Source organism: Kitasatospora sp. NPDC089797, from assembly GCF_040684795.1.
Taxonomy (GTDB): Bacteria; Actinomycetota; Actinomycetes; order Streptomycetales; family Streptomycetaceae; genus Kitasatospora.
In genome coordinates this window covers 1-15,588 of the sequence record NZ_JBFBGS010000055.1, presented here as the reverse complement: position 1 = coordinate 15,588, position 15,588 = coordinate 1, and the positions used below count along the sequence as shown (strand labels likewise).

Sequence of the window (15,588 nt, the reverse complement as noted above, 5' to 3'; positions counted from 1 at the left end):
CCGCTGACCATCCGGCAGTGGATCTCCCGACCGTTGGCGTCATCGACTGTCAGGCCCTCGGGGTCCTGGCCGTAACGATCAGAGTGCCGATGTGTCCCTCGGTCGGGGCGTCGAGCACCGCCGCGTCCACCGACTCGAATCCGCTCCGCCGAAGCAGCCCGGCCCACTTGCGGGGGGTGTAGGAGTAGCGGTAGGTGTACAGCGCTCGTCCGGCGAACCCACCCTTGTACATGCCCTGGGGGCCGTAGGCACCAGGGATGGCCGGGGGTTGTGAGAAGGCCAGGATGCCGCCGGGGTTCAGACGGGAGGCGACGAGGGGGAACAGCTTCAGGGGGTCCGTGAACCAGACCGCTCCGAACACCGAGTAGACCGCGTCCCATGTCTCGTCCGAGTTGCTCAGGTAGTCCAGGACCTCGGCACAGTGGATCCGCACGCCTGTCGGCCCCCAGCGCTCGGTGGCCTTCTCGGCCATGACGGGCGAGAGATCGACACCTGCGGCCTCCACGCCCTGTTCCGCGAGGGTGGCCAATGCTCGGCCGGTCCCGCACCCGATCTCCAGTGCGCTGCCCGGTGATCCGAGCAGTTCCGGGCCGGGCCCGTGGTCGGCGTACTGGGTCCAGCGGAATACCGGCCCAGCGTCGAAGACGTCGTCCTTGATGCCGTCGGCGTACGTGTCCCAGAGTTCGCGCTCGGATTCGATGTTGTGCTGTGCGGGCAACGGGCTTCCCTTGAAGAAGAAGTGGCAGGCGGTGCCTCTGTCCCCGGAAGGGGCGGAGGCACCCTAACCTCCCATCAGTGGCTGTCGGGCACCTTGTTGTCGCACGGGGAGCAGTCCGCCCCGTCGATCGCCCACAGTTCCTCGTCGGCGTCGAAGCCGTTACCGCGCAGGAATTCAGCGGTTCGGGTCACGATGCCGTCGCCGCGCCGCTGGATCAGCGGGGCGTGGTGCTTGTACCGGCCGGCGTTGTACGTGTCGCAGACGGCGAAGTACACCGGCGTGTCCAGGAGGAGCTGGTGCACTCCGATGTCCACGATCCTGCCGACGCCCAGGTGCACCTGCGGGTGTTCCATGGCGGTGATCGTGTACGCGATGGCGTTGTCGAGGATTCGCTCCGCCATGTTGCGGACCATGGTGTTGTCGCGGAGCAGGAGCGCGATCTCCCGCTCGTACAGGTCACCTGTGTTTCCCGGCCCCTCGAACACGTTGTACGTCAGCTCCTTGACGTACGGCCGAACTGCGTTGAGGAGCGCGCGGGGGTCACGGAACTCGGTGTCCGCAGGCGCTTCCAGCACAACGGTCATGATTCGTTCCTCTCTTCTCGGTGGCGCACTGCCTTGCATGACCTGCCCGGAAGGACGGGGGTCTGGGAGGACCCGCCGCCGGGACGGGGCTGTCGAGCCAGGCGGTGTGGCGGTGGCGGGTGACACGGAGCGCACGGCCGCGATCCGGAGCAGCGCCCCAACGCTCGCGGCCCGCTCGGTCGTTGGCCGCCCGGTAGTCGTCCAGCGGGCTCCAATCGGCCAGGAGCCACTGTCGTTCGACCTTCGAGGGGCCGGTCACGTCCGCTCGGTACTCACGCTCAGGGTTGCGTCTCGCCATCGCGCCGCTCCCTCCCTCTCAGGACGCCTGGAAGAGACGGTATGGAGCGGGATGGCGCGCGGTCGACGAACTTGCCTGAGCTTGCCCACATTCACCCCAGCGAGTTGATGGCTCCGGTGATGAGCGCTCTTGCATCGGCACCGTAGACGGCAATGCCGGCCAACTCGGAGAATGCCTGTCCGTACTCCGAGATCTCGGCTGGCTGGGTGATGGTGAGATGGGCGGAGACGAGCTCGACGTTCACCTGTGCGTCGTCATAGACGGTGAAGGATTCAACCGGCCAGCCAGCGCCCCTCGTTGAACCGATGGGGATCACCCCGAGGCTCACGCACGGGAAGGAGCCGACGGTGATGAGATGGCCGAGCTGACCGACCAGGATCTCCGGAGTGCCGATAACGGTCCGCAGCACCCACTCCTCGATCAGAACCGCGAACCGGTGATCTCCCGTGTGCAGCACCTTCTGCCGTTCCATTCGCACGGCTACAGCGTCGTCGACATCATCGGGGGTGCTGCGCAAGGAAACGATCGTGCTCAGTACTTCGCGCGTGTAGGCCGCTGTTTGGAGCAGACCGGGGATGACCCACGATTGGTACATCCGGAATCGTCGCGTGCGCTCGAACAGCGGACCCACGGACTCCTGAGCCCGTTTGAGGCCGGCGCGCTCAAGGCGTCGCCACTCGACGTACATCCCCTCGATGTTCCGGGCCGTCGCAATGAGGTCCGCCACCTGCTCCGGGACGCCGCAGATGACCGTCCAGGTGCGCAGGTCGGCCTCCGAGGGCACCGTCCGGCCGCTCTGGATCTTGGAACACTTCGATTCATGCCATCCCGCAGCTTCGGCCAGCGCCCGCGCGCTGAGTCCGGAATCTCGCCGGATGTCGCGCAGACGCTGGCCAAGGGCCTGCTTGGCCTGCTGAACACTGGACGACGCGGACACGGTCAGCGCAGCCGGAAGTCCTCGTGCGGGACCGCCTGTTCCCAGACGGCCTCGAAGGCGGAGGCGCAGAGCTTCACGGTCTGGGGATCGGTGGTGACCTCATCATCCACGAAGTCGCCATCTCCACTGAAGTGGTGGACCACAAGAAGGTGGCCGTCGATCAGCCAGAAGTCGTTGCCCGGGAGAGCCAGCCCAGTGGCCCGCCGGCGGGGGAGCCACCTGACGTGCTCCCCCGAGGCGATGTTCCGGAACGAGATCTCGTGCTCGAACCGGATGTACTCGCTTGCCGGTTCCGAGACGACCCGCGCACGCCGCACCTCGACGCCGCGGCTCGTGGTCTCCTCGATGAGTTGCAACCACGGACTCCACCACGACGGACGGTCGGCAGGGTCGTCGCGCTGTCCGCTGAGCCAGCGAAGGAACAGCGGGTCGTCCCGCATGTATCCGTCACGCATCTCCAAGTGGAGGGCCGAGCGGGTACAGGTCCGCAGCAGATCCTCAAGCGATCGGGCCGCCGCCACCGTTCACCTCCGGGAAGAACTGCATCATGCGCCTGGGGAATTCGATCACGGTCTCGTGCCCCGGGATGTCCATCTGTGCGAGACGTTCCGGGTCGAGCACCTTCCAGCCCTGAAGGACGTAGTTGCCCGTCGCGTCGTCGAAGTAGACGGTCGGGGACTTGCCTTCGGGGCTGTCGGGGTCCTGTCCGAGCTTGTGCAGCGCCATGGTGGGCCTCCTCGCGAGTCGGAGTCGGTCGCGTCGGACGATCTTGCCCTGCGCGTTGCCCCGCACGCCATGAACGTGCTCGAACTTGCTCGATCCCGGCCCACCGGAGCGCCCCGTCGCGCCTTCTTCGACTTCTTCGCCCAACCGGCCCCCGAACTGGAGCAGCAGGCCGCCGACGCCCTCGGCCCGGAGGCCCTGGACGGGCCCACTCTGGCCGCCGCCCGGGAGTACGGCCTGCTGCTCCAGTCCTACGAGCGCCTGTTCTGGACCACGCTCGGCGGCTGACTCACGCCTGCCAGTGCGGCTTGCCGCTGACCACCCGGCAGTGGATCTCCCGACCGTTGGCGTCGTGGGTGCTCTTGCCGAGGTCGTCGTTGCGGCAGAACTGGCCGGCCGCGTAGCAGTTGCCCGCGTTGGAGCGGATCTCGCAGCCCGCGCCGCCGGCCGCCTGGGTGTGCTGCGGCTCCGGGTCGGTCGGCGGCTGCGCCGTGGTCACCTTGGGCTGCGGCTTGGCGGCCGGGGTCTGCGGGTGGGTGGCGGCCGGGGCGGACGGCGGCGGGGCGACCGCGGTGGCCGGCGGCGGAGGAGGCGTGACCGCCGCCGCGTCGGCCGGGGCGCTCGCCGTGGCCGGGGCGCTCGGCGCGGCCGTGACGGTCGGGCTGGCCGTGACGGCCGGTGTGGCCGAGGGCTTGGTGTCCGCCGCCGACGGGTCGCAACCGGTCAGCGCCAGGCCGACGGTGAGGACGAGTCCGGCGAATCCGGCCAGGCCGGCCGCCCGGCGGCGCCCGGGTATCGGAAAGGGCATGGGGGGAGAACGCTCCGTTCCACAGGGGTGGTCGTGTCTGGGCCGTGCGATTCAAGCAGACTCCGCACACGGACCGTCCACCGTTTCCGCACTCGTTGGCAGATCGAGATCTTCCGCCGGGCGAACACGGCGGCCCCGCCGGACACCCCCGCCCGACACCCCCGCCGAGGGCGGTCCGGCACGGGGGTATAGCGCGGGAGCGCGGGGCTTTATGACATGTTCCGGCCACTCCAAACCGATCGCTACGGTTCCGGCAACCCCCACACCGAACGAGGAGACCCCCCATGCTCCGGTTCCGTTCGCTCGCGGTCGCCGCTGCCCTGGCGACCGTCGCGCTCACCGCCGCACCCGCCGTCAGCGCGCCCGCCGACGACCCCTCCATAGCCGCCGCACTGGCCGCCCCGGCCGGTGCCACCGCCGTGCCGTCCGCCCTGCTGCACGCGATGCAGCGCGACCTCGGGCTGGCCCCGCAGGCCGCCGCCGACCGGATCGCCCGGGAGGGCCGGGCCGCCGCCGTGCAGAGCGCCCTCACCCGGGCGCTCGGCGACCACTGGGCGGGCGCCTGGATCGACGGGTCGCGGGCCGGGCTGACGGTCGCCACCACGGACCCGGCCGCCGCCCGGACCATCACCGCCCACGGCGGCCGGGCGACCGTCGTCCGGCACCCGCTGGCCGTCCTGACCCAGGCCAAGGAGGCGCTGGACCGGGCCTCCGGCGCCGCCGCACCGGACGCCACCCCGCTCTGGTACGTCGACGTCCGCTCCAACACCGTCGTGGTGCAGTCCGCCGACGACGCCCGCACCGCGGCCTTCCTGGACCGCGCCGGGGTGGACCGCGCCCTGGTCCGGGTCGAGCCCGCCACCGCCGCGCCCCGGCCGCTCGCCGACCTGCACGGCGGGGACGCCTACTACATCGACAACGCCGCCCGCTGCTCGATCGGCTTCCCGGTCACCCAGAACGGCCAGCCCGGCTTCGTCAGCGCCGGCCACTGCGGTCAGCCCGGCTCCAACGCGACGACGTCCGACGGCAGTTCGATCGGCACCTTCCAGGGCTCGACCTTCCCGGGCAACGACTGGTCCTGGGTCGCGGCCGGCGCGGGCTGGACCGCCCAGCCGCAGGTGAACGACTACCAGGGCGGCGCGGTGACGGTGGGCGGCTCCACCGAGACCCCGGTCGGCGGCGCGGTCTGCCGCTCCGGCTCCACCACCGGCTGGCACTGCGGCACCGTCGAGGAGCAGAACGCCACCGTCAACTACCAGGAGGGCAGCGTCTACGGCGTCACCCGCACCAACGTGTGCGCCGAACCGGGCGACTCCGGCGGGTCGTTCATCTCCGGCAACCAGGCCCAGGGCGTCACCTCGGGCGGCTCCGGCGACTGCACCTCGGGCGGCGAGACCTACTTCCAGCCGGTCAACCCGATCCTCAGCACCTACGGCCTGACCCTGGCCACCGGCTGACCCCTCCTCACAACCCCGCCGTCCGGCGCTCGAACACCTCGGGACGGGCGGTCTCCAGTGCCGTGGAGACCGCGCCGAGGAGCACCGCCTCCTCCCCCAACAGGCTCGGGGCGAGCGTCGGACACATCGGGGCGAAGCGGCGCAGGGCCTGCTCCAGCGGTTCCAGGAGCAGGTCCGCGCTGCTGCCGATGCCGCCACCCAGGACCAGGAGGTCCGGGTCGAGCACCGCGGACAGCACCGCGACGGCGTAGGCGAGCCGCTCCGCCTCCCAGCGCACCGCCCGCAGCGCCGCGTCCTCCCCGGCCCGGGCCCGCTCGAAGACCTGCTTGGCGGTCAGCCGCCGACCGCCCTTCCCGGCCAGCCCGAACTCCCCGGCGGCCCGCACCACGGCGTCCGCCGCGGCCTCCTGCTCCAGCGTGGCCGCGGTCTCCCCGCCCGGCGGGACGGGCAGCGGCACCAGGCCGATCTCGCCCAGCGCGCCGTGCGCACCGAGCAGCAGCTCACCGTCCTTGACCACGCCCACCCCGAGCCCGGTGCCGACCAGCAGGTAGGCGAACATCCGGCTGCCCCGCCCGGCGCCGAGGGTGTACTCGCCGAGCGCGGCGAGGTTGGCGTCGTTGGCCACCGTCACGGCCGTGCCGAGCCCCTCGCCGATCCGGTCGAACAGCCCCGGCCGGCCCCAGTCGGGCAGGCTGGTCGCGTACCGGACCCCGCGCCGCTCCTCGTCCCAGACCCCCGGCGTGCCGATCACCGCGTGCACGATGTCCGCGGCCGCCAGGCCCGCCTCGGCGGTCGCCTCGTGCGCGGCGGCGACCACCGCGGCCGCGACGGCGTCCGCGGTCCGGCCCCGGTTCGCCACGTCCCGCCGGGCGACGACCGTGCCGGCCAGGTCCGCCACGGCGACCCGCAGCCGGGCCCGGCCGACGTCCACCCCGAGCACGTGCCCGGCCGTCGGGTCGACCTCGTAGAGCACCGCCGTACGGCCCCGCTCGGGGGCCACCCGGCCGGCCTCGCGGACCAGCCCGGCTTGTTCCAGGTCGGCCAGGGCGGCGGACACGGTGGGCTTGGACAGCCCGGTGTCCCGGGCCAGTTGGGCCCGCGAGGTGCCGCCACCGGTGCGCAGCAGCTCCAGCAGCAGCCACTCGTTGTTGCTGCGCAGCCGCTGCCGGTTCCACGGCACCCCGGGGGCCCCGGCCGCCGGGCGACTGGTCGGCTGGTGGGGGCTCATCGGTTCCTCCGGGGCTGGGCTGCGGACGGCTGCTGACGGTGGTCCGGGGCCCGCGAACAGCGCACTGGCACCACCCGCGGCACCCGGTGTCGGGCGCCGCCGCCCAAGTATGACCGGTGATCACTCGCCGCCCCGCCGCGGACCCGCCCCGGCCGCAGCGCCGCCCCGGACCACCGAGACCCGGACCACCGAGACCCGGACCACCGAGACCCGGACCCGCGAGGCCCGGCCCACCCAGGCCCGCACCGCCCCCGGCGTCAGATGCCCCCGGCGTCAGGCGCCCGCGGCCCCGACCCAGCCGCCCGTCATCGTCCGCACCGCCGAACCGTCCAGGTCGGCCAGCTTGACCCCGGCGAAGGCCCGGGCCGCCTCCGAGGTCTGCACCCGCAGCGGCGGCCGCTCGGCGGTCAGCGCCTCGATGATCGGCGCGGCCGCCTGCTCCGGGGTCTGGGCGGTGCCGAAGGCCTTCAGCGTCCGGTCGACGTACGCCGCCAGGGCCGGGCCGTACGGGCCGGCGGCCGCGATCAGCGCGGGCAGGTCGAGGTCCTGGTTGCCGATGAACTCGCTGGCCACCGCGCCCGGTTCGACCACGGTGACGGCCACTCCGACGGTGGCCGCGACGGGCGCGAGCGACTCCATGAAGCCCTCGACGGCGAACTTGGCCGCGCAGTAGGCCTCGTTGAAGGGCTGGCCGACCACACCGCCGACGCTGCTGACGGTGACCACCCGGCCGCCACTGGCCCGCAGGTGCGGCAGCGCGGCCCGGGTCACCTCGACCACGCCGAAGTAGTTGACCTCCATGGCGGCGCGCACCGGCGCCATCCCGTCCTGCTCGACGGTGCCGACGAAGCCCGCGCCCGCATTGTTGACCACCGCGTCCAGCCGTCCGTGCCGCTCGAGCACCACGGCCAGGCAGTCCGCGACGGAGGCCGGGTCGGTGACGTCGAGGCGCTCGACCTCGATCCGGTCGGCGACCCCGGCCCGCTCGGCGGCGCGGAGCAGTTCCCCGGCCCGTCCGGTGTCGCGCATGGTGGCGATCACCCGGTAGCCGGCCCCGGCGGCGGCCACCGCGGCGGCGAGGCCGATCCCGGAGGAGGTGCCGGTGATCAGGACGATCCGGGTGCCGGTGTTAGGGGTGACTGCCATGCGGGCCTCCTCCCGGCCTCCGGTCGGTCGCCGGAGGCCGATAACTGTGTGCGTGTGCACGCACTCTACAAGTACGTGTGCGCGCACGCAACCGGCCGCCGCGCGGATACAACAACGTCTCCGAGCAGTCAAGGTTTCACCCGGTTGTGGGCGTGCCGCGGCGGGGCGCGTGATCATGGGTCCATGCACTTCCGGCACGGCAACCGAGCAGAGGACAGCCCGTCCCCGGACGGGCGCTCGCTGACGGCGACCGCGGCGGCCCTCGCCGCCCACCTCGGTGCCGTCACCGGCGCCGACCACCCCGGCAACGACCCGGACCTGCTCCGCGACGTGCTCGCCACCGCCCCGGTCGCCATCGCCGTGCTCGACGAACAGCTGCGCTGGCGCCACCTCAACGCCGCCTTCAGCGCCGTCACCGGACTGCGCCGCGCCGACCTGCTCGGCCGCGCCGTCGAGACCACCCCCTTCGCCGCCGCCCGCACCACCCTGCGCCGCGTCCTCGCCGACGGACGCGACCGCGAACACCTCACCGGCGGCCCGGACGGCGCCGGCTCCCCCGTCCCGCCCGGCCTGCGGGTGCGCTACCGGCCGCTCCGGCACGCCGGACGGACCACCGGGGTGATCGTCGTGGTGCTGGACGACCCGGACCCGGAGCGCGAACGGCTGCGCGAACTCCAGCAGGCCCGCGCCCGGCTCGCCCTGCTCGACGCCGCCGCCGAACGCATCGGCACCACCCTCGACATCGGCACCACCTGCGCCGAACTCGCCGCCTTCGCCGTCCCCGGCCTCGCCGACCTCGCCACCGTCGACGTGCTCCCGCCCGAGGCCGAACCCGCCCGCCCCGGCCGGGACGGCACCCGGCGGCTGCACCGCGCCGCCGTCCGGGCCGTCCCCGAACTCGACGCCGCGCTCGCCGAATCGGCCCGCCCCGGCGAGTCCGTGCGCCACCGCGAGGGGTCGGCCGCCGCCCGCAGCCTGGCCACCGGCGTCGCCGTGCTCGCCGGGCCCGGCCCCGCCGACGCCTGCCCGCCCGGCACCGCCTCGCTGCTCGCGCTGCCGCTCGCCGCCCGCGGCCGCCTGGTCGGCCTGCTCACCCTCGGCCGCAGCGCCGCCACCCCGGCCTTCACCCCCGACGAGGCCGCCCTGCTCGGTGACCTCGCCGCCCGCGCCGCCACCGGCATCGACAACGCCCGCCGCTACACCCGCTCCCAGGGCATCGCCCTGGAACTCCAGCGGGCGCTGCTCAGCGAGCCCGGCAGCCCGCACCAGAACCTCGCCCTCGCCTCCCGCTACCTGCCGTCCGGCAGCAGCTCGGTGGTCGGCGGCGACTGGTACGAGACGGTCCGGCTGCCCTTCGGCCGCACCCTGCTGGCGATGGGCGACGTGATGGGTCACGGCGTCGAGGCCGCCGTCGACATGAGCCACTACCGCTCGGCGCTGCGCGACATCGCCGGCATGGACCTGCCCCCGCACCGCATCCTGCGCCAGCTCGACAACGTCATCTCCGCCAACGACACCGCCCGCCCCGCGACCTGCCTGCTGGTCCTCGCCGACCCGGGCCGCGCCCGCTGGACCCTCTCCAGCGCCGGCCACCTGCCGCCCGCGCTGATCACCCCGGACCGCCCCACCGAGCTGTTGCGGGTGCCCACCGGTCCCCCGCTCGGCACCGGCCTCGGGGGCTACGAGCAGTCCACCCACCCGCTCGACCCCGGGCAGACCCTGCTCCTGTACACCGACGGCCTGGTCGAGCGCCGCCACGAGGACATCGACGCCTCGCTGGCGCGCCTCGCCGCCCTCCGGCTCCCCGCCACCGGCGACCTCGACGACCTGCTCGACGCCGTCCTGCACGCCCTGGTCCCGCCCCCGGCCCCCGCCGCCGAGGACGACATCGCCCTGCTCGCGGCCCGCCCCCGGGCCCGCTGACGGATCACCGGTCGGATCACCGGTCGGATCACCGGTCGGATCGCGGACCGCGGATCGGCACCGGCAAGGGGGCCCTGGCAGTACCCGGAACACCAGGCCCTGCCGGACCTCCGAAGCACCTGCCAGCCTGGGGACACCCGGCGGCGTCACGCCCCGTCGGGTCGATCCGACTGCCCCGGAACGCGCGACCTCGTCGGCGCGCTCCTCCGCGACCGAGGGAACGGAATCCGATGACGGACGACCGACTCACCGACCACGCAGGACTCTTCGATCTCAGCGGCAAGGACGCCCTGGTCACCGGCGGCACCAGGGGCATCGGGATGATGATCGCCCGCGGCCTGCTCCAGGCCGGCGCCCGGGTGGTCGTCAGCTCACGCGGCGCGGACGCGTGTGCGGAGGCGGAGCGGCAGCTGTCCGCGTTCGGCGACGTACGGGCGATCCCCGCCGACCTCTCCCGGCACGAGGAGTGCCGACGCCTCGCCGAGCTCGTCACGGCCGACTCCGGACGCCTGGACATCCTCGTCAACAACGCGGGGGTGATGTGGCGCGAACCGCTGGCGACGTTCCCGGACGAGGCCTGGGACACCGTGCTCGACCTCAACCTCAAGGCGCCGTTCTGGCTGGTGCAGGCGCTGCTCCCGGCACTTCGCGAGGCGGGCACCGCCGACGATCCCGCGCGGATCATCAACATCGGCAGCATCGCCGCCATCCACGTCGCCCAGGCGCCCAACTACTCGTACGCCGCCGGCAAGGCGGCGCTCCACCAGCTCACCAGGGTGCTGGCCCGGGAGCTGGGCCCCCAGCACGTCACGGTGAACGCGGTGGCCCCGGGAGTCTTCCCGTCGCAGATGATGGCGTCCACGTTCGACGTCCTCGGCGACCGGATCGCGGCGGCGGCCCCGCTGCGCCGGCTCGGCCGCGACGACGACATGGCGGGGGTCGCCGTGTTCCTGGCCGGCCGGGCCGGGGCCTACCTCACGGGCGCCGTCATCCCGGTGGACGGCGGCATCGCGACGACCGCCACGGGCACGCCCTAGACTGCCGGACGGGCTCACGGCGAGGGGACGGCCACGATGGATCTGCGCACCGAGATCAAGGAGTTCCTCGGCTCGCGTCGCGCCCGCATCACACCCCAGCAGGCGGGCCTGCCCGTCTACGGCGGCCACCGCCGGGTCAAGGGCCTGCGCCGCGAGGAGGTGGCGCTGCTGGCGGGGGTGTCCGTCGACTACTACGTGCGCATGGAACGCGGCAGCCTGGCCGGTGTCTCCGACGGCGTGCTCGACGCGTTGGCCTCCGCCCTGCGGCTCGACGAGGCCGAGCGCGACCACCTCCTCCGCCTGGCGCGCCAGTGCCGGGCGCCGGGGGCCCCGCGCCGCCGCAGGCCCGCCGTGACGGTGCGCGCCGCGCTGCGCCAGGTGCTCGACGCGATCTCCGACGCGCCGGCCCTGATCGGCAACGGCCGTTACGACGTGCTCGCCATGAACCGGCTCGCCCGCGCGCTGTACGCACCGGTGCCGGCCGACCCGCGACGGCCCGTGAACCTCGCGCGGTTCATCTACCTGGAGCCCGAGGCGGCCGCGGACTTCTTCGTCGACTACGACCGGATCGCCGACGACGCGGCCGCGAAGCTGCGGATGGCGGCCGGCCGCGATCCGCACGACGAGGAGCTGATCGCCCTGGTCGGCGAACTGTCGACGCGCAGCGGGCTGTTCCGGCGGCGGTGGGCGTCCCAGGACGTGCGGCTGCAGCGGTCCGGCCGCAAGCGGGTGCGCCACCCGGTCGTGGGCCGGCTCGACCTGGACGTCGAGTCCCTGGACCTGCCCGCCGAACCCGGCCTGTACCTCACCGTCTACACCGCGCCCGCGGGCACGCCGACCGCCGACGGCCTGGCGCTGCTGGCGTCGTGGGCGGCCACCCAGGAGGCGCCGGCGACCGGGGTCGACGCAGCCCACGGATAGTCCCGGCCCGTCGGCCGTACCGGTCGGCGGACCGGGACACCCCACCCCGACACCCCACCCCGACACTCAGACCCGGCGCTCAGACCCGGCGCTCAGACCCGGGCGAGGGCCTGCACGACGTCCGCCCAGAGGTCCTCCGGGTGCTCGATGCCCACCGACACCCGGACCGTCCCGGCGCCGATCCCCGCCGCCGTCAACTCCCCTTCCGAGAGCTGCCGGTGCGAGGTGCTCGCCGGGTGGACCACCAGGGTGTGGACGCCGCCGAGCGAGGGGGCCAGCGAAGCCAGCCGGACGGCCTCGGTGAACGCCCGGGCCGCCTCGCGGCCGCCGGCCAGGTCGAAGGCGAGCACTCCGCCTTGGCCCTCCGGCAGGAGGCGGCGGGCGAGTTCGTGGTCGGGGTGCCCGGGCAGGCCCGGGTAGTGGACGGCGGTGACGGCCGGGTGGGCGGCCAGCCGGGTGGCCAGCTCCAGGGCGGTGTCGCAGTGGCGGCGGACCCGCAGGGCCAGGGTCTGGAGGCCGCGCAGGGTCAGCCAGGCCGCGAACGGGTCGGCGGCGGCACCGAGTTCGGTCGCGTACTGCCACACCGTCCGGTGCAGTCCGGCGTCGGCGAAGACGGCGACCCCGGCGAGAACGTCCGAGTGCCCGCCCAGGTACTTGGTGGCCGAGTGGACCACGACGTCCGCGCCGTGCTCGATCGGCCGGCACAGCAGCGGGGTGGCGAAGGTGTTGTCGACCACGCTCAGCACCCCGGCGTCCCGGGCGACGGCGATCAGCCCGGGCAGGTCGGTGACCCGGGTGGTCGGGTTGGAGACCGTCTCCAGGTGGAGCAGCCGGGTGGTGGGGCGCAGCGCGGCCGCCACCTCGTCCAGGTCGTTCCCGGAGACGTGCGTCACCGCCACGCCCCACCGCTCGGCGAGGTCGGCCAGCATCGCGAACGTACCGCCGTACAGGCTCCGTTGGGCGATCACGTGGTCGCCGGAGCGCAGCAGGGCGAGCAGCACGGTGTTGATCGCGCCCATGCCGGAGGCGGTGGCAATGGCACCGGCGCCGCCCTCCAGGTCGGCGACGGCGTCCTCCAGCGCGCGGACGGTGGGGTTCCCGTAGCGGTTGTAGCAGAACGCCCCGTCGGGGCCCGCGAGGGCCGCCGTGAGCGCCTCGCTGCTCTCGAAGGCGAACAGGTGGCTCTGGTGCAGCGGGATGCCCAGCGGTCGGCCGCCGGGTTCGACCGGTGTCGGGTGCACGATCCGGCTCTCGGGGCGCAGCACGTCGGGGTTCACGGAGTGGTCGCTCATGCCGACCATGCTCGGTCCGGCCTCGCGCCGGCGGACAGGGCCAATCGCCGCCGAGTGGCCCGTCCCGGGCGGTGGTCCGCCGCCCGGGACGGCCTCGGGAGCTGAAGAACTCAGGAGTTCAGCGACTCAGGGGCCTCAGCTGCGGCGGAACAGCTTCCGCACCAGGTGAACGATCCCCCAGATCACCAGGATGATGACGAGGATGATCAGGATGACCACGACCAGCAGGAACTTGCCGAGTTTGGCGAAGAACCCGGACTTCTTCTTCTCCGGCTTGTTCGCCAGGTGCTGCGCCGCGGTGTCCTGCGCCCCGGCCTGCCGCACCAAGGCGGGCGCGGCGGCGGGCGCGGCAGCAGCGGGTGCGGTGAGAGCCGGCGCGGCGGCGACGGTCCGGGGTGCGGCCACCGCCGTCGCGCTCGACGCCGCGGCGCTGAGGCCGACGGCGGCCAGCAGTGCCACCAGGGCGCCGGCTATCGAACGTGCGATCCGGTGAGTCATCATGCTCCTCGTGCGGGTACGGAGCGGCGGAGATGAGACCCGGCTGACCATCTCTCATGGTCTGACCAGTATTTTTCTCATCTACGCTTAGTATGCTCCTCTGAAAGTTTTACAGCGGTGTAAAAGTTTAGCGATAGGCCGACCCGGACCGGTTCCGACCCAGGACCACGCAAGCCACCGCTTCGACGGGGGTTCCGTGGCAACTGTGGAGGATGACGCCGTGTCGGGTCGCAGGGGTTCCACCAGCACCGGGAATTCGCCGCACCGCGGCGGCGGACGCCGAGCGGCGGGCCGCACGCCCGGCGCCGGCCAGGGCGGTGCGGACCGGAGCGGCACCGACCAGGGCGGTACCGACCAGGGCGGCAAGGGCGAGGGCATACCCGGCGCCCGCCCCACCGGGCGGGCCAAACCGAAGCCCAAACGCGGCACCAAGGAGAAGGTGCTCTGGGCCACGGCCGGTTGCACCGCCCTCCTGGTACTGGCCGGCGGCGCCGTCTACTACCGGCTGAACGGCAACATCACCACCTTCGACGGCGACGCCCTCAGCAAGGACCGTCCGGCGGCGGCCGCCCCGGACGCCCAGGGCCGGACCCCGGTGAACGTCCTGCTGATCGGCTCCGACAGCCGCGGCAACGGCAACAGCAACCTCGGCGGCGGCGGGGACGACGGCGCCCGCTCGGACACCGCGATCCTGCTGCACATCTACGCCGACCACAAGCACGCGGTCGGCATCTCGATCCCCCGCGACTCCCTGGTCGACATCCCGCCGTGCAAACTCCCCAACGGCACTTGGACCAAGCCGCAGACCAAGGTGATGTTCAACAGCGCCTTCGCGGTGGGCAACACCGACCAGGGCAATCCGGCCTGCACCCAGAACGCCGTCGAGAAACTCACCAATCTCCGGGTCGACCACACCATCGTGGTGGACTTCGGCGGCTTCGCCGCGATGACCAGCGCGGTCGGCGGCGTCGAGGTCTGCCTGCCGAACGCCGTCTACGAGGGGGACCTCAACCCCAACCTCGGCCACAAGGGCAAGCAGATCTTCGCCAAGGGCAAGCAGACGGTCGAGGGCCAGTCCGCGCTGGACTACGTCCGGGTCCGGCACGGCATCGGCGACGGCTCCGACATCGGCCGCACCAAGCGCCAACAGGCCTTCCTCTCCTCGCTCATCAAGCAGGTCAAGTCGCGCGGCATGGACCCGACCACGCTGCTGCCGCTCGCCGACGCCGCGACCAAGTCGCTGACCGTCGACCCCGACCTCGGCTCGGCCGCCAAGCTGATGTCCTTCGCCCTGTCGGTCAAGGACGTCGACCTGCACGACGTCAAGTTCCTCACCGCGCCGTGGCGTTACGAAGGCCCCCGGGTCGCCCTGGTCCACCCGGACGTCGACCAGCTGTGGGCCGCGCTCAAGGCCGACCGCACCATCGACGGCCAGGACGCCAGCGCCCAGAGCGCGAGCGCGACCGACTCCGCCGCTCCCAGCACCCCCGCCGCCCCCTCCCCCACCCCGGCGGCGAAGAACACCGACGTCAAGGTCGCCGTGCTGAACGGCACCGGTGAGACCGGCGTCGGCGGCAAGGGGGCCGAGACCCTCAAGGCCGCCGGATACACCGTCACCACCGTCGGCAACGCGACCGGCAAGGCCCGCAGCACCACCGTGGTCGAGTACGGCACCGGCGAGCGCGCCGCCGCGGAGGAGGTCGCCAAGCTCTTCCCGGGCGCGACCGTCCAGCCCGGCAGCCGGGGCGTGAACGTGGTGCTCGGCCACGACTTCGCCGCCGCCAATCCGGCCTCCGCCACCGCCTCGCCCGGTGCCCCGAACTCCCCGGCCCCGCTGCCGAGCAGCGTCAGCGGCACCGCCCGCTCAGCGGACGACGACCCGTGCGCCAACGTGTCCTACGGCTGAGCCGCGCCGAGGAGCACAACGGAGCACCGAAAGCACAACGGAGCACAACGGAACGGGGCGCCCGCCGGGCGGTGGTGGGCGGGCGGCCCGGTCAGGACCGGGGACCCCCGGG

General features: G+C 73.2%; 16 protein-coding genes. 6 read left to right on the top strand and 10 right to left on the bottom strand.

Annotated features, from left to right (window positions below; genetic code table 11):
* Window positions 1–49: 49 nt before the first annotated feature.
* The 5 genes from AB0O91_RS33435 to AB0O91_RS33415 form a co-directional block, all read right to left on the bottom strand.
* Window positions 50–718, bottom strand: coding sequence for a class I SAM-dependent methyltransferase (locus AB0O91_RS33435; RefSeq protein ID WP_363441311.1), 669 nt, complete (start codon window positions 716–718; stop codon window positions 50–52).
* Between the two features lie 74 nt (window positions 719–792).
* Window positions 793–1,302, bottom strand: a complete 510-nt coding sequence (locus AB0O91_RS33430; protein ID WP_363441310.1) for a hypothetical protein — start codon at window positions 1,300–1,302, stop codon at window positions 793–795.
* A gap of 389 nt (window positions 1,303–1,691) precedes the next feature.
* The gene (locus AB0O91_RS33425; protein WP_363441397.1) at window positions 1,692–2,543 is read right to left on the bottom strand and encodes a helix-turn-helix transcriptional regulator; all 852 of its coding nucleotides are present in this window, start codon (window positions 2,541–2,543) and stop codon (window positions 1,692–1,694) included.
* On the bottom strand, window positions 2,540–3,058 hold the full coding sequence (locus AB0O91_RS33420) for a DUF6879 family protein (RefSeq protein WP_363441308.1): 519 nt from the start codon (window positions 3,056–3,058) through the stop codon (window positions 2,540–2,542). The genes AB0O91_RS33425 and AB0O91_RS33420 overlap by 4 nt, the downstream gene beginning before the upstream one ends.
* A complete protein-coding gene (locus AB0O91_RS33415; RefSeq protein WP_363441306.1) occupies window positions 3,036–3,263 on the bottom strand; it encodes a hypothetical protein in 228 nt (75 codons plus the stop codon). The genes AB0O91_RS33420 and AB0O91_RS33415 overlap by 23 nt, the downstream gene beginning before the upstream one ends.
* Before the next feature lie 69 nt (window positions 3,264–3,332).
* Between AB0O91_RS33415 and AB0O91_RS33410 the strand changes: the two genes are divergently transcribed.
* Window positions 3,333–3,548, top strand: a complete 216-nt coding sequence (locus tag AB0O91_RS33410; protein ID WP_363441304.1) for a hypothetical protein — start codon at window positions 3,333–3,335, stop codon at window positions 3,546–3,548.
* A 1-nt stretch (window position 3,549) separates the two neighbouring features.
* Here the strand turns inward: AB0O91_RS33410 and AB0O91_RS33405 are convergent, their stop codons facing one another.
* Entirely contained in the window at window positions 3,550–4,068 is a 519-nt protein-coding gene (locus AB0O91_RS33405) for a hypothetical protein (RefSeq protein WP_363441302.1), read from the bottom strand.
* A gap of 284 nt (window positions 4,069–4,352) precedes the next feature.
* On the opposite strand from AB0O91_RS33405, the gene AB0O91_RS33400 reads away from it, so the two are divergent.
* Window positions 4,353–5,525, top strand: a complete 1,173-nt coding sequence (locus AB0O91_RS33400) for a S1 family peptidase (protein ID WP_363441300.1) — start codon at window positions 4,353–4,355, stop codon at window positions 5,523–5,525.
* Window positions 5,526–5,532: 7 nt separating this feature from the next.
* Here AB0O91_RS33400 and AB0O91_RS33395 read toward each other — a convergent pair whose 3' ends face one another.
* Together AB0O91_RS33395 and AB0O91_RS33390 are read right to left on the bottom strand one after the other, a co-directional pair.
* Window positions 5,533–6,753 (bottom strand): ROK family protein, encoded by a 1,221-nt coding sequence (locus AB0O91_RS33395; RefSeq protein ID WP_363441298.1) that lies wholly within the window; start codon window positions 6,751–6,753, stop codon window positions 5,533–5,535.
* A gap of 273 nt (window positions 6,754–7,026) precedes the next feature.
* On the bottom strand, window positions 7,027–7,899 hold the full coding sequence (locus AB0O91_RS33390; RefSeq protein WP_363441296.1) for an SDR family NAD(P)-dependent oxidoreductase: 873 nt from the start codon (window positions 7,897–7,899) through the stop codon (window positions 7,027–7,029).
* Between the two features lie 183 nt (window positions 7,900–8,082).
* On the opposite strand from AB0O91_RS33390, the gene AB0O91_RS33385 reads away from it, so the two are divergent.
* The 3 genes from AB0O91_RS33385 (at window position 8,083) to AB0O91_RS33375 (ending at window position 11,780) form a co-directional block, all read left to right on the top strand.
* Window positions 8,083–9,822 carry a SpoIIE family protein phosphatase gene (locus tag AB0O91_RS33385; protein ID WP_363441294.1) on the top strand — a complete coding sequence of 580 codons (1,740 nt, stop codon included), beginning with the start codon at window positions 8,083–8,085 and terminating at the stop codon, window positions 9,820–9,822.
* A 230-nt stretch (window positions 9,823–10,052) separates the two neighbouring features.
* A complete protein-coding gene (locus AB0O91_RS33380; protein WP_363441292.1) occupies window positions 10,053–10,859 on the top strand; it encodes an SDR family oxidoreductase in 807 nt (268 codons plus the stop codon).
* 36 nt (window positions 10,860–10,895) lie between these two features.
* Window positions 10,896–11,780: a helix-turn-helix transcriptional regulator gene (locus AB0O91_RS33375; RefSeq protein ID WP_363441290.1), complete on the top strand. Its 885-nt coding sequence runs from the start codon at window positions 10,896–10,898 to the stop codon at window positions 11,778–11,780.
* Between the two features lie 92 nt (window positions 11,781–11,872).
* Here AB0O91_RS33375 and AB0O91_RS33370 read toward each other — a convergent pair whose 3' ends face one another.
* Both AB0O91_RS33370 and AB0O91_RS33365 read right to left on the bottom strand, forming a co-directional pair.
* Window positions 11,873–13,072 (bottom strand): aminotransferase class I/II-fold pyridoxal phosphate-dependent enzyme, encoded by a 1,200-nt coding sequence (locus AB0O91_RS33370; RefSeq protein ID WP_363441288.1) that lies wholly within the window; start codon window positions 13,070–13,072, stop codon window positions 11,873–11,875.
* A gap of 135 nt (window positions 13,073–13,207) precedes the next feature.
* Window positions 13,208–13,573, bottom strand: a complete 366-nt coding sequence (locus AB0O91_RS33365) for a hypothetical protein (RefSeq protein ID WP_363441287.1) — start codon at window positions 13,571–13,573, stop codon at window positions 13,208–13,210.
* Between the two features lie 436 nt (window positions 13,574–14,009).
* Between AB0O91_RS33365 and AB0O91_RS33360 the strand changes: the two genes are divergently transcribed.
* Window positions 14,010–15,476, top strand: a complete 1,467-nt coding sequence (locus AB0O91_RS33360) for an LCP family protein (protein WP_363441395.1) — start codon at window positions 14,010–14,012, stop codon at window positions 15,474–15,476.
* Window positions 15,477–15,588: the final 112 nt, after the last annotated feature.

What these genes read in the sequence shown, in the direction of transcription:
- AB0O91_RS33430 (WP_363441310.1), bottom strand. Translation starts at nt 1,302, where the DNA reads ATGACCGTTGTGCTGGAAGCGCCTGCGGACACCGAGTTCCGTGACCCC.
- AB0O91_RS33415 (WP_363441306.1), bottom strand. Translation starts at nt 3,263, where the DNA reads ATGGCGCTGCACAAGCTCGGACAGGACCCCGACAGCCCCGAAGGCAAG.
- AB0O91_RS33410 (WP_363441304.1), top strand. Translation starts at nt 3,333, where the DNA reads ATGAACGTGCTCGAACTTGCTCGATCCCGGCCCACCGGAGCGCCCCGT.
- AB0O91_RS33405 (WP_363441302.1), bottom strand. Translation starts at nt 4,068, where the DNA reads ATGCCCTTTCCGATACCCGGGCGCCGCCGGGCGGCCGGCCTGGCCGGA.
- AB0O91_RS33400 (WP_363441300.1), top strand. Translation starts at nt 4,353, where the DNA reads ATGCTCCGGTTCCGTTCGCTCGCGGTCGCCGCTGCCCTGGCGACCGTC.
- AB0O91_RS33395 (WP_363441298.1), bottom strand. Translation starts at nt 6,753, where the DNA reads ATGAGCCCCCACCAGCCGACCAGTCGCCCGGCGGCCGGGGCCCCCGGG.
- AB0O91_RS33390 (WP_363441296.1), bottom strand. Translation starts at nt 7,899, where the DNA reads ATGGCAGTCACCCCTAACACCGGCACCCGGATCGTCCTGATCACCGGC.
- AB0O91_RS33385 (WP_363441294.1), top strand. Translation starts at nt 8,083, where the DNA reads ATGCACTTCCGGCACGGCAACCGAGCAGAGGACAGCCCGTCCCCGGAC.
- AB0O91_RS33380 (WP_363441292.1), top strand. Translation starts at nt 10,053, where the DNA reads ATGACGGACGACCGACTCACCGACCACGCAGGACTCTTCGATCTCAGC.
- AB0O91_RS33375 (WP_363441290.1), top strand. Translation starts at nt 10,896, where the DNA reads ATGGATCTGCGCACCGAGATCAAGGAGTTCCTCGGCTCGCGTCGCGCC.
- AB0O91_RS33370 (WP_363441288.1), bottom strand. Translation starts at nt 13,072, where the DNA reads ATGAGCGACCACTCCGTGAACCCCGACGTGCTGCGCCCCGAGAGCCGG.
- AB0O91_RS33365 (WP_363441287.1), bottom strand. Translation starts at nt 13,573, where the DNA reads ATGATGACTCACCGGATCGCACGTTCGATAGCCGGCGCCCTGGTGGCA.